The sequence below is a fragment of the Isoptericola sp. NPDC055881 genome (genome assembly GCF_053615895.1).
In genome coordinates this window covers 1-11,546 of sequence record NZ_JBSHCR010000029.1, presented here as the reverse complement: position 1 = coordinate 11,546, position 11,546 = coordinate 1, and the positions used below count along the sequence as shown (strand labels likewise).

The window sequence follows — 11,546 nt, the reverse complement described above, 5'->3', positions numbered from 1 at the left end:
CGCGATCGCGAAGCTCGGCACGGCGCCCTTCGCCAGCCAGGCCTTCGCGAACCTCGACGCGTTCGCGAGCCTGGGCACGGAGGCCGCGGCTCGGGCGGCCCGACTCTATGGACTCCCTCCGAACCTGCGTCTACTTGGTGAGGACCTCGACATTGATCGAGTCGACGCCGTCGGCCGCACTTTCGGAGTTGCCCTCTACCTCGTACCACGAGCCTCGGTTTGCCGGCTCATCCTCTCGGCGCCGGACGGCTCCGTCCTCGACGTGCTCATCGACCACGAGCCCGAGATCCTGGCCGACTGCGATGCGCTGCTCGATCGTTGCACCCGCTCACCGGAACTCGGGGCCTTTGTGGGCCTCGTGCGCGAGGCTATCCATGCCCATCGCGACGGCCACGTTCGGGCAGCTCAGAGTTTGGCGGCGACGACACTCGATAGCCTGTTGTCGACCGTCTACGGCGCCCACTTTGTCCGAAAGCAACTAGGGCACGGACGAGGCGACGAACCAGGCGCGGAACTTGCCGCCAGCCCTCTCGCCTACCGACTCGTGCACCTCCCCTTGTGGTGCGCCCACGAAAGGTTCTTCCCCGCGAAGGGTGACGAACCTCGAACGGAGTTCTTCTCCCGGCACGCGACAGTTCACGCGACCGAGAGTGGCCAACTCACCCGCGAGAACTCGTTGCTAGCGCTCATGATGCTTGCCAGCCTGCTGGGGTGGCAGAACCGTCTCTAGAACATGCCCCGGTGGAGCTGCCCTCAAGGGCGTATGTCTGGCCGACGCCTCCCCTGGCCCGAGCTAGCGAGGGGTCCAGGAGTAGTCAGCGGAAGCGCTGATGGTCTCGCTCAGCGCGACGTCGTGATCGGTGCTGTTGGCAAGTCGCTTGGCGAGGTGACCGGCGGCCTGGGCGAGGACGGCCGGCGAGCTGCCCTTGTTCGCTTGAGCGATTCGTCGCCCGATCGACTTACCGGCGCGAGCGTCCATCGCCACCGCGCCTGTGGCCTGACCTGCTCTGTGCAAACCTGACTCGAACGCAGTGATGGCCTGGTGCGGCGCCGCACCAGGCCATCTGCGTCCTGTCACACAGGGAGCGACTCCGAGACGCACGGGCTGCCTTGCCAGAAGGCCTCCGCTCACCCGTCCGCACCTCGGGGGCCCGACCGTAAGAGGGTCGGTGCCCAGCCAGCCTGGTGAGGGCCCCCGCTCGATCCCCCGAAAGCCCCTCAGGATGTGCCCATCGTATCGCCCCTGAGCGCATCGCGCGCGGAACATCCGGGCTAGCGCACCCGGCTACCCTGCGCTAGCGTAACCTTCGTATGTACTCCATGTATCTCCAACCTTACTCGACCCCTTAAAAATTGAGCAACTGGAGGGAGCGCGGATGTCGAAGAGGAACGTCGCGGTACGACAGCGAGAAGTTTTTGCTTCGGTCGCGGTCGGGATGGGGCCCCGTCGGCACTTGGGGGCGCCGGTGCGTGACGCGTTCTTCCGCCATGAGGTCGACGGAGAGGTCGAGCATCCCCTCGCTCGGCTGATGAGCTCTCGTGGTGGCAAAGCGGGTGGTGGCCGCGGTGGCAAGACACGGGTTCTGCTCTACCTGAGTCTGTTGTGGGTAGCCGCTGGTGGGGATCACTCCAGCGACCGGCCGGCGCGGTTCTGGGCTGAGCTTCTGGGGCTCCCTGACCCTGTTGGGGCTGGCAGTCGAGTGATCCGGAGCTCCTGGCACGAGCTCGCCGAGCGCAACTTCGTCAAGATGACCAAGGAGGGTCATGAGGGCGCCGTCCCTCGGGTGCAGCTGCTCCGCGAAGATGGTTCCGGGGAGCCCTACACGATCCCGAACGGGCAGGGCGGGGACACCTACCGCCGGATCCCCGAGCAGGCCTGGCGCACCCTGTTCCCCGACGAATCGCTCTCCGGTCCCGGACTGGTCATGTACCTGATCGCGCTCCGCACCGCCCAACGAGCCCAGACGATCCAAGGGCTGACCTTTCCGGGCGCCTACATCACCACCGAGTACGGCATCGGTGAGTCCACTCGCAAAGGCGGGCTGCGGGACCTCCACAACGCCGCAGTCCTGGACCGCGACAGGCGACCCGTCGATGATGGCGGCGGGACATCGCACCGCGTGCGCTGGCGCTACACCTACGATCTCAACGATCTCTACGCGCCTGTCCTCAAGCCCGTCGGAGGGCAGCCTGCGCCACGCGGGAGGGAGACACGATGACGCGGTCGCGGCTTGAAGTGCCATGGACCGGCGGAGACCGCAACCGAGCCAGCGTCATCGCCGACCTCCTCTTCGCGCCCCAGGAATGGAAGCACCGTCGGGTCGACAGCCTGCGCCTCAACACAGGCGACCGCGGACGTCGGAGAACGTCGATCGACTGCACCCTGCCAGCCGACGGTCGCCTCACGTGGCCTACCTCAGGTACTGGCGACCAGATCGTCGTCCCGCTCGGCGTGCTCACCAAAGGCCCGCTGCGTGACTTCGACATCGTCGACAGCGATGGGAGGCCGTTGAGTGTCCTTGGACTCGCCGACAGTGCAACCCTCTCCGTCCAGGTTCTCTACTACCTCCTCGAAGAGATCGATGGCATCGCGCTGAGCGAGGGGCTCAAGAAGGCGTTGAACGAGGTCGTCCTCCACGACCCACAGTCGAGCACTGTCCCCAACTTGGATGAGTTGCTCTACGACGGCCGCCACCACGGTGCACAGGTCATTCCGCCTCAGCAGGAGGTCAGCACCAGCACGGCATCGTTGATCAGGGACCTTCTCCATGGATACGTGCTGTTCGCCATCACCCCGCGTCCGACCGCGGATCGCCGGACGGTCGTCAAGTTCAGTTCGTACTGGACGACGACCTTGCGGCCGGACGACCCCACAGTCCCCGGGCTCGGCGGCGAGGCCTTGTGGCGTGTCGTCATCAGGCTGGATGACTCCCTAGCACGCATCGGCATCCGCCCCGCGCAACGCCCTGGCGATGAGTTCCCCACCGGGCCGGTCGGCCGGATGCTTGAGTACGCGTCTTGGCGGGTCAACATCATCTTGGCCAGCCTCGGCATCCGACCCGCGCCGCTCGAGCTCCCCGTGCTCGGCGCCGGCGACGCTCGTTCCTTCCACCTCGAGCTCCATGTGCCGGCTGAGATTGAGTGCGACGCTCTCGTGCTGCCGTTCCCGCGGCCGCCACGGCTGATCACCGGCGTGCTAGACGAGTCACTGGAGCCCGTAGCGCACGTCCACGGGTCCTACGACTTCCCCTGGGACGACGAGGAAGCCGAGCAAGCGGGGTTTGCCTACCTGACCACGACGCCCCGTGGAACGACCGGTGTCGCCACCCTCACCTCCGTCGCAACCTTCCTCTTCTTCCTGCTCGCGGCGACGCTGCCAGGCGCCATGAAGACCCTCGAACATGCGAGTGACCCCAGCGCCGTCCTCCTCACCCTCCCCGCAGTAGCGTTGACGGTCTTCCTCGGCGTCCGGGAACACGAACTCGCATCCGTCCTGCTTGGCCCCGTTCGATTCATCATCGGCATGTGCGCGGCCCTGTTGGCCCTCGCGGCGACCTCATTGGCGTGGGACCTGCGAGAGCCCTGGCTTCATCTCTTCTGGTGGGCGGCGCTCGTCACCTCGGGGGCCTCCGTCCTGGGCCTGCTCGTAGGAGCCGTACAGCGCCGTCGGCGCGCCCGGGACGTAGTCAGACGACAGGTCTAGACTCACAACACCGACCCAGATGGAGGCCGACATGGCAAGCACACCGACCCCGCGAAAGATCGCGGTCTACGGTCGCGCCACCACGATCGACTCCCGCCGCACGACGATCAAGGCGAGCGACCGGGCTGCGTACACCAGCAACGTCGCCCGCATCCGCAAGGCGGCCAGCAAGGGACGCTGAGCCGATCGCCAGGCCACTGCGCGTAACAACAGCCCTCGCCGACGTCGGCGAGGGCTGTAGTTGTCCAAGCGGTCGGCGGCAGCGTTCACCGCGATGATGCGCTCTGCGGTGGGTCGCTCCCCGTCCTGGAACCGGCTCAGCCTTCAGTGATCGCGTCGACGACCTCGGTGACGATTTCAGCGTGCGGGATCTCGGGCAACCGCTGTGCGAGATGGGTGGTGGCCTGGGCGAGGGCAGCTGGCCCGGTGGTCTTGACCCCCGCGGCGACGTGTCGCATCCCCTGCACCCGCCCTTCGACGGTCGTCAGTTCGTAGTGCTTGAGCGTGAGGTCGATTGCGACGTGCACGATCGGGCGCGAGTCGTCGACGAGCGCAGAGCGCAACGCGCCACGGTGGCCCGCTTCGACGAGGTCGGCGGGGTCGGTTCCGGGCTCGAGGACGGCAGCCCGCACGGTCGCGTTGATGAGCCGGCCAACGGCGCCGGCGTCGATGTCGCGCAGCTGCTGCAGGTGGCCGGCAGTGATCGCAGTTCCGCACAGGGCGAGCGAGACCAGGTCGTTGCCGGCGCGGCGCACGGCTTCGGCGTCGAGGGCACCCTCGACGAGCACGGGGATGCCGCCCCGGGCGATCCGGGCCGCGGCGTCTACGTCGAGCCCGTACAGGGCGCGGGACTTGTCGTAGGCCGGGGTGCTGGTGGTGTTGAGGTACTTCGGCGGTGCCTCGGGGTCGTCGTCGGTGGCGGGGTTCCGCCGGGCGGAGAACCCGATGATGCGGTCGCTGGTGTCGCGGATGGGAAGGACCAGGCGGTCGCGGAAGGCGTCACCCACTCCCCCGTTCTTGGCCTCGAGCGCGAGGCCGGCGTCCAGGAGCTCGGTGTCGGTGAAGCCGCGGCGGCGCAGCGTGGGCACGAGCCGTGCCCAGCCGGCGGGCGCCTGGCCGGCGACCGTGCCACGCAGGCCGCGGGAGGCGAGGTATCCGGTGACCCACTCCCCCGGCTGGGTGGCGTGCCAGCGCCAGTAGTCCCAGGCGGCAGCGTTCACGGCGATGATGCGCTCTGCGGTGGTCATGGTCTCCTCCTCCCCTGCCAGTCGGTCACGCGGCCGCGGCCGCGACGCGGTTGATCTGGTCGGGTCGGAAGCCGCTCCAGTGATCCTGCCCGGTGCCGTCCTCGACGACGACCACGGGGGCCTCGGAGTACCCGAGCTCCTCGGTGACGTACTCGCGTGCGGCGGGGTTCTCGGCCAGCTCGACGACGTCGACGTGCACGCCCTTGGCCTCGAGCTTGTCCTTGGTCATCTTGCAGCGCATGCACGCCGGCCCGGTGCTGTAGACGGTGACGCTGAGCATGACGCCCTCCTCGCTCACTCGGTGGGATCGTTCCTGATAGCGGAGCCAGGGCCGCCGTGAGCGGCCGGCGTGTCAACCCGCAGGGCGGCGGGGGAAGAAGTTCTCGGTCGAGGTAAGGAGCGCAGCGACGCGGCCGCGGAAGTTCTGGCGGAGCCGGTGGGCCACGCGGTGTTCGTGGCCCGCTTGCACGCCGGGCGCGGCGGCCATGATGGAGCGGCAGGAACGAGCCCCACTGCGGGCGCAGCCCGCGCGATCCATGCCACCCCGCAGGGGTGCCCGCCCGGGGTTCATGCCTGTACGGCCTCGAGCAAGCTCGGCGACTGCGCGTCGGACCGGGCACCGTGCTTCTTCAGCACGCGGTTGACGGTCGATCGCGACCACGGGACACGATCGGCGATGGCCCGCTCGGACAGCCCCTCACGGTGCAACTCGAGGATGACAGTTGCCTGCTCGTCGCGGGCGATCTGCTGGGCGGCGACGTCGGGAGCCGGAACGACACTCTGGACGGCTGCGACCGGCGGCGGGGCCGGCGACGCGGCCGCGGCTTGCAGCTCTTCCTCGGCCGCCCGCGCCAGGGTCGACGTCGGCGCGGCGTCGACGTCATGGCCGCCGCGGCGCATGCCGCGGCGCGCGGCCGCCGATGCGCCGAGAGCGTCGAGCCGTTCTCCGTGCCGGGCGGCCGCCTCGAACCGGTCGACCCAAGCGCGCGTGCGGGCGTCGAACTCCTCGACGGCGAGCAGCTTCAGCGCACGATCGCGTGCGGCCTGCTGGCGGCGGTGCGCGGCGCGCACGCGCCGGGCGTCCGCGCGGCCGCCGGCGTCGTCGCGGCGGGCGTCGCGCCACCGTTCGGCGCTGACGATGAAGCGGTGCACGCGGTGCTCTCGACGTCGCTCGTCGAGGGTGTTCCCGGTGACCAGGTGCCGCTCCCCCACCAGCGCGAGGTGCCACATGAGCGCGGCGACCAAGGGCGGCACGAACCGGAACACCACCATGTAGGGCGTGGAGCCGTTCATGACGGCGACCTCGTGCAGCGCTGCGAACACTCCGGATGTGCCCGACAGGATCCATGTGAGCGTCAGCAGGACACCGTAGGGGCGGCCGTCGAGGGCCGCACTGCGCGCCATGAGCGCGACCGCGATCAGGGCGACCTCAAGGAACCCGGCGAGCATGTACGCCTCGGCGGGCACCATGCCGGCGACCTCGAGACCGAACAGGACCATGCCGCGGTAGGCCAGCGCGGTCGCGATGGCGGCGGCCGCGACGACGGCGACGAGCGGGAGTCGACGGTGACCCGCCGGGGAGTCCGTCTGGTTCACAGGGAAGACCTCCAAAATTAGGGCGGCTGCGCCTAGTTTAACAGAACTAGGGCGCATGCGCACTGTTATTGTGGGTGGATGACCAGGTCAGATGGCGTCGCGTCGCCGGCTGTTGCGGGCGTCGACCCAGGCCCGGGCCCGGGCGACCTCTACGACGTGGCCCGCCTGGCTCAGCGCCTCGGGCTGGCCCGTACGTCGTTGCGCAACGCGCGCCTTCGCGGTGCGGATTGGCTCCCCGCCCCCGTAGGGGAGCTCAACGGTGGGCCGGTGTGGTCCGCGTCGAGCCTGGAAGGGATCGAGGATCGGCGCCGCGGTCCGGGCCGCCCGCGCGGGGCCCGGTGACCCCGCCGGCGACGTCAGGCCTCGTCGCCCTCCGTCTTGGGATCCGGGACCACTGTTACGTCCCCGCCCAGACGGGCATACAACTCGCGAGCCGACATCCCGGTGGCCCCTTGCCGATCCATGTGCTGAACCGCAAGAGCTCGCCTGCCGGACCAACCTTTGAGCGTCTTGGCGATCTGCTCGAGCTGCTTAGCAGCGTGGTGCACGGTCTTGGTGTCAGTGTGGATGCGCCCCTTCAGGGGGCGCAGGTCTAGCGGCATGACGACCGGTGGCTGTTCACCGTCGACGCCGTCGTAGATCAGCGTCAGCTCGTGGCGATCCTGGTCTCGCAGCGCGGCCGAGTTGTACCGCTGAGGTCCGAAATCCCAGTAGGTACGCCATTCCTGGCCTGGGGCGAGGAACTCGAGGCGGTCGGGCAGCCAGACGTCGTCGACCCCGCCCTTGCCGTCAACACGTTGCAGCGTCGGATCCACAGAGATTCGTACGTTCCGCGCGCCTGTGGCTCCGAGGTTCTTGATGACGATCTCGATGACAACGTCTCGCACCAATTCGATGTAGGCCACCACGTAGGGCTGCGCCTGCTCGATGCGAAGGCGCCGCGCTTCGATCGCCTGCCCGTACGCAATGACCGCAGCAATAACAGCGAGGAGCACTGCGAACCAGGTGCCGGCCGCCGACCATTCCTCCGCGGCACGGGGCAGGACGTGACCAACGGTGTCCGGGTGTGCGGCGTACCCGATGCCGAAGCCCACGACGCCGATGACCGAAGCGCCACCCAGGAGCGCCACTGTCGTTCCGCGCTTCACGCCGCACGCCCCTGGGCGGGAGCCGTCCACGCGTCGAGGGTGCGACGGGTGATGCCGGCGGCCGCGGCGAGGTCGGTCTTGCTCATGATGCGCGCGGCGTGAACGCCGCGGACGGCGGTCCGTAGGACGTCGCGGCGTCGGGCCTCGTCGGCGTCGGCGGCTCCTCGGGTCGGCCCGCCCTGACTTGTGAGCTCGGCGAGCAGCCGGGGGCCGTGGGTGGCGTACCAACTCGCGGCCAGGATCTCCGCGGGCGGGTCCTCGTCGAGGACGAGCGCGGCCAGTCGTGCGGTGGGCGCGATGAGGCCGGCGCCGCCGGCGTGGGTGAGCCATGCGGCGATGGCCCGCACGGGGCGCACGGTGGCGGGCAGCGGCTCGGGCAAGTCCTTGAACGTGCGACGCAGGTCGAGCGCGCCCTGCATGCGCTCGTCCCAGTCCCATGAGTCGATCGGTCCGGCGGCCTGGGCCAGGGCCGCAGTCCACGGCTCGGACGCTCCCTCGCGGTCCGGGCCGGCCTGATCCACCGTGCGGGCCAGGTCGTGGGCCGCGGTGAGCCGCAGCGCGTGTGCGGCGCACTGGCCGGCGGACAGGGTGCGGCGGGCGGCCTTGTGCCCGGTGCGGATGCGGGCCTGGCCGGCCTCCGCGGCGGCCCAGGCGCCTTCGGCCCCTTCGGGCGCGGCAGCGGCCGCGCGTACCTGCTCGAGCAGCTCGAGGATGGGTGCGGCGTGCTCTGCGGGGAGCTCGTCGAGCCGGCGGGTCGTCATGGGCTGGGTACCTCGAGGGTGCAGGCGGCGGCACGCCCCGCCAGAGGCGGGGGGTGTGGGGGGCGGCATGCCCCCCACGGCGTTTCGTGGCCCGAGCCTACGTGTCCGGCTGTGCGTGGCGGCGGTCATGGCTGCTCCTGTCGTGTCGCGGGGTGGGTGTGCCGCGGCCGCCCCCGTGGGCGGCCGCGGCGTCGCTACTGGTGCGGTCAGGCGGCCTTGGCGGGCCGGTGGTCGGCGACCTCCTGCCAGGGCGTGCGGTCGGGGCCGAAGTAGCCCTCGACGGTGACGCTCTTGGGGTTGGCGCGCAGCACGCGGTACCAGGTGCCGCGGACCTGGACGGCGTCGCCCTTGGCGACGTTGTGGGGTCCGTAGTTGGTGGCGGTGCCGTTGGCCTGCTGGTCGGCGCGCACGCCGCGCCAGTAGGTCAGCGCGTCGTCCGTCTCGGCGATCAGTTCCTCGAGCTGCTCGCGACGCGCGCCGGTCGCGGCCGGGTGCTCGGTGGTGTAGACGCCGTGCCCGCTGGTGTATCCGTCGCGGCGGCGCTCGTACTTGCGCCGGTCGGCCTCGAGCTTGTCGATGCGGTTGGCGACGGTGACCGGGTTGTATCGGGCGGCGGTGGTCGCCGCGGCCTCGGTCGCGCGGCGCTCGGCCTCCTCGGCGGCGCGGCCGGCCTCGACGCTGCGGCCCAGGGAGTTCCACGCGCGGGAGATGTCCCGGCGGTGGCGTCCCTCGGAGTGGTGGCCGATCTTGACCGGCTCACCGTCGGGCGGGAGCCGCTCGACGTCGCGCTCGTGGCGCGCCCACGCGGCGGTCTCGTCCTCGCGGCGGCGCTCGGCCTTCGCGGCCAGGGCGCCTGCCCGGTCGGCCTGGCGGGCGATCTTGTCGGCCTCGACGTCGACAGCCGGGCGGGCGGCGTTGTCGATGGTCACCTCGACGTCGTGCCCGGCCGCGCGCAGCGCGGCCGCTGTGGCGTCGATCTGCCAGGTCTTGGCGTGCTGGTCGCGCGAGCGCGGGATGTACCAGGCGCCGAGGTTGCGGCTCCAGCGCCAGCACTGGGCCTTGAGCACGTCCGCGGTGCCGTCGCCGCGGGAGGTGCCGTCGATGAGGGTTCCGGCCTCGTGGGTGTGGGTGATGGTCAGCATGTCGGGTGGTCCTTCCGGTGGTCCGCTGGTGGCTCTTCCTGGTCCAGCCGGTGGGCCGGGGGTCTCCCCTCCGGCCCACCGGGGTACGTCAGGCGGCCAGCGGAGCCGGGCCGGTGGCGGTGTGCACGACGCTGAGCTCGTGCGCCACGGTCCCGGCGGGGACCTCGACCTCGTGGCACAGCACGCCGCGACGGTCGATCACCAGGTGCGAGCGGTTGCGGCCCAGAGACAGGGCCTCGGTCGTGCCGCTCAGGATCGGGTTGGTCGCCGTGAGCGTGTAGGGGTCGGCCGCGTCCATGCGGTCGAGCACCTGGGCCACGGACTCCCCCGTCATGAGCGCGCGAGCCTCGGCGGCCGCGACGTCGAGCGCGAATCCGGCGGCGTCGGGGGTCTGGTGCTGAACGGTCGTGGTGCTGATGGTGCGAGCCATTTGGCCCTCCTTTTGCTGGCGTCGGGTGGCCGGTGGTCTCCGGCCGTTGCTTGCCCTGCCAACATCTTTAATATACATCGTCGAACGTACTTTGTATACTCAAGCCTGAGTTTCGTGCCTTGGATTTCTTCGCGTACTCGGGCCGCTGGCCCGAGGGTGGCCCGACCTTGGGCCACCCGGGCCGGGCTAGTCCTCGTCGGGCATGAGGATGGTCAAGACGGACTCGGCATTGTCGCCGGGGCCGAAGTGGACGCGCAGCGTCGTCAGGCGCGGGCTGTGGGCGCGGGGCGTGTTGGGCACGCGCAGCACGTCGAACAGCGCGCGGTCCTCCCACGGCGGCGTCTTGGCGAGCGTGTGGCGGGCCATCGTGAGCACGTCCCACAGCCGCCCGGTCTCGTCCTGGAGCCCGGCGTTCGCCTCGTTCCAGGCGACGGCGTCGGACCAGGCGGCGGAGGTCAGCGCGACCGGGTAGCGGAAGCCGGCTTCGCGGGAGAGATCGGCGGGGACCTCGCGCAGCGCTCCGTCCTCGATGGCCTGGGCGCGTGTGTAGGTGTGGATCGCGGGACCGAACAGGTCGGTGAGGTCGTGGCTCATGGTGGGTGGCTCCTTCGTAGGTCCGGGTCGGGGTAGTCAGTGGTTGGGGTTGAGGGTTCGGTGCGCGCTCCAGAGCTGGTCCTTGGCCGTGCGGAGGGTGCCGCGGGCCGCCATCACGTCCGCGTCACGCATGCCCGACCGCTGGAGGATGCGCCGCGCCGCGCGCACGTGGGCGAGGGCCTGGATGAGCGCCTTCTGGTGGGCGCTGTCGTCCTCCGGGGCGTCGAGGTCGTCGGGGGTGGTGGTCTGGGGGTTGAAGACCCGGAACTCGCCGGAGTTGACGGCGGCGTCGAGGGCGGCCAGCAGGGCCGCGTCGGCGGGGTTCTGGGTGGGGGCCTGACCGGTCATGGTGGGTTCCTCTCGGACGGGGACCGCTTGGCGCACGGTCGCTGTGGGGCGTCGTTCCTGATAAGCGGAGCAGCACCCGCCCGGCCCGAAGCGGCAACCCCGAAGGGGCGACGGGGGAGGAAGTTCTCGGGCGAAATAAGGAGCGCAGCGACGCGTCCGAGAAGTTCCGGAGGAGACGGCGGCGCAGCCGCTTGTGCGTAGGGCCGGGCGGGGGATGATGGAGCGTCAGGAACGACGCCGCTTGTTGATGCAACTGGGCCGCGCAGCGGCCGCCGTTCGGCGCCGGCCGAAGGTCGGCATCGGTTCGCGCCGCTCCCCCGCCGCCGGCTCACCCGGCCTGGTCCTGTGCGGGCCACCGATCCGACGCACGTCGGACCTCACTGCACAACCGGTGGTTCACGCTGTGGCTCGGTCGCCGGTTCGCTCGAGCTGCAGCGGTGGCGGGGGTCCCGGGGGCGGCATGCCCCCGGCTGGCGGGGGGGGGCCGCCCAGGGGGGGGCCCGGGCCCAACGAGAGCACCAGGGCGGGTGGGGGGGGTGGATTTAAAAAAAAAGGAGCGCCCCCAGCACGGGAGAGA

The 11,546-nt window shown here is 70.4% G+C and carries 13 protein-coding genes; 4 read left to right on the top strand and 9 right to left on the bottom strand.

The window, feature by feature from the left end:
- The 4 genes from ACWGKI_RS10735 to ACWGKI_RS10720 form a co-directional block, all read left to right on the top strand.
- Nucleotides 1-730, top strand: a 730-nt coding sequence (locus ACWGKI_RS10735) for a hypothetical protein (RefSeq protein ID WP_452186837.1), incomplete at its 5' end; no start/stop codon positions are given.
- Nucleotides 731-1,466: 736 nt separating this feature from the next.
- A complete protein-coding gene (locus ACWGKI_RS10730) occupies nt 1,467-2,219 on the top strand; it encodes a hypothetical protein (RefSeq protein ID WP_452186835.1) in 753 nt (250 codons plus the stop codon).
- On the top strand, nt 2,216-3,703 hold the full coding sequence (locus tag ACWGKI_RS10725; RefSeq protein ID WP_452186833.1) for a hypothetical protein: 1,488 nt from the start codon (nt 2,216-2,218) through the stop codon (nt 3,701-3,703). Before ACWGKI_RS10730 ends, ACWGKI_RS10725 begins: the two co-directional genes overlap by 4 nt.
- 31 nt (nt 3,704-3,734) lie before the next feature.
- Nucleotides 3,735-3,884: a hypothetical protein gene (locus ACWGKI_RS10720; protein ID WP_452186831.1), complete on the top strand. Its 150-nt coding sequence runs from the start codon at nt 3,735-3,737 to the stop codon at nt 3,882-3,884.
- A 136-nt stretch (nt 3,885-4,020) separates the two neighbouring features.
- On the opposite strand, the gene ACWGKI_RS10715 is transcribed toward ACWGKI_RS10720, so the two are convergent.
- The 9 genes from ACWGKI_RS10715 to ACWGKI_RS10675 all read right to left on the bottom strand — a co-directional run bounded on the left by ACWGKI_RS10715 (nt 4,021) and on the right by ACWGKI_RS10675 (nt 10,969).
- Nucleotides 4,021-4,950, bottom strand: a complete 930-nt coding sequence (locus ACWGKI_RS10715) for a hypothetical protein (protein ID WP_452186830.1) — start codon at nt 4,948-4,950, stop codon at nt 4,021-4,023.
- Between the two features lie 25 nt (nt 4,951-4,975).
- On the bottom strand, nt 4,976-5,230 hold the full coding sequence (locus ACWGKI_RS10710) for a glutaredoxin domain-containing protein (protein ID WP_452186828.1): 255 nt from the start codon (nt 5,228-5,230) through the stop codon (nt 4,976-4,978).
- Between the two features lie 287 nt (nt 5,231-5,517).
- Nucleotides 5,518-6,546, bottom strand: coding sequence for a helix-turn-helix domain-containing protein (locus tag ACWGKI_RS10705; RefSeq protein WP_452186826.1), 1,029 nt, complete (start codon nt 6,544-6,546; stop codon nt 5,518-5,520).
- Nucleotides 6,547-6,902: 356 nt separating this feature from the next.
- Complete coding sequence (locus ACWGKI_RS10700) at nt 6,903-7,694, bottom strand: hypothetical protein (RefSeq protein ID WP_452186824.1); 792 nt, start codon at nt 7,692-7,694, stop codon at nt 6,903-6,905.
- Nucleotides 7,691-8,455, bottom strand: coding sequence for a hypothetical protein (locus ACWGKI_RS10695; RefSeq protein ID WP_452186822.1), 765 nt, complete (start codon nt 8,453-8,455; stop codon nt 7,691-7,693). The genes ACWGKI_RS10700 and ACWGKI_RS10695 overlap by 4 nt, the downstream gene beginning before the upstream one ends.
- Nucleotides 8,456-8,661: 206 nt before the next feature.
- Entirely contained in the window at nt 8,662-9,597 is a 936-nt protein-coding gene (locus ACWGKI_RS10690; protein WP_452186820.1) for a DUF3560 domain-containing protein, read from the bottom strand.
- 88 nt (nt 9,598-9,685) lie between these two features.
- Entirely contained in the window at nt 9,686-10,027 is a 342-nt protein-coding gene (locus ACWGKI_RS10685) for a hypothetical protein (RefSeq protein WP_430558061.1), read from the bottom strand.
- A gap of 186 nt (nt 10,028-10,213) precedes the next feature.
- Nucleotides 10,214-10,621, bottom strand: a complete 408-nt coding sequence (locus tag ACWGKI_RS10680) for a DUF6573 family protein (protein WP_452186817.1) — start codon at nt 10,619-10,621, stop codon at nt 10,214-10,216.
- A 36-nt stretch (nt 10,622-10,657) separates the two neighbouring features.
- Nucleotides 10,658-10,969 (bottom strand): hypothetical protein, encoded by a 312-nt coding sequence (locus ACWGKI_RS10675; protein ID WP_452186815.1) that lies wholly within the window; start codon nt 10,967-10,969, stop codon nt 10,658-10,660.
- Between the last annotated feature and the right edge of the window lie 577 nt (nt 10,970-11,546).

What these genes read in the sequence shown, in the direction of transcription:
- ACWGKI_RS10725 (WP_452186833.1), top strand. Translation starts at nt 2,216, where the DNA reads ATGACGCGGTCGCGGCTTGAAGTGCCATGGACCGGCGGAGACCGCAAC.
- ACWGKI_RS10720 (WP_452186831.1), top strand. Translation starts at nt 3,735, where the DNA reads ATGGCAAGCACACCGACCCCGCGAAAGATCGCGGTCTACGGTCGCGCC.
- ACWGKI_RS10715 (WP_452186830.1), bottom strand. Translation starts at nt 4,950, where the DNA reads ATGACCACCGCAGAGCGCATCATCGCCGTGAACGCTGCCGCCTGGGAC.
- ACWGKI_RS10710 (WP_452186828.1), bottom strand. Translation starts at nt 5,230, where the DNA reads ATGCTCAGCGTCACCGTCTACAGCACCGGGCCGGCGTGCATGCGCTGC.
- ACWGKI_RS10695 (WP_452186822.1), bottom strand. Translation starts at nt 8,455, where the DNA reads ATGACGACCCGCCGGCTCGACGAGCTCCCCGCAGAGCACGCCGCACCC.
- ACWGKI_RS10690 (WP_452186820.1), bottom strand. Translation starts at nt 9,597, where the DNA reads ATGCTGACCATCACCCACACCCACGAGGCCGGAACCCTCATCGACGGC.
- ACWGKI_RS10685 (WP_430558061.1), bottom strand. Translation starts at nt 10,027, where the DNA reads ATGGCTCGCACCATCAGCACCACGACCGTTCAGCACCAGACCCCCGAC.
- ACWGKI_RS10680 (WP_452186817.1), bottom strand. Translation starts at nt 10,621, where the DNA reads ATGAGCCACGACCTCACCGACCTGTTCGGTCCCGCGATCCACACCTAC.
- ACWGKI_RS10675 (WP_452186815.1), bottom strand. Translation starts at nt 10,969, where the DNA reads ATGACCGGTCAGGCCCCCACCCAGAACCCCGCCGACGCGGCCCTGCTG.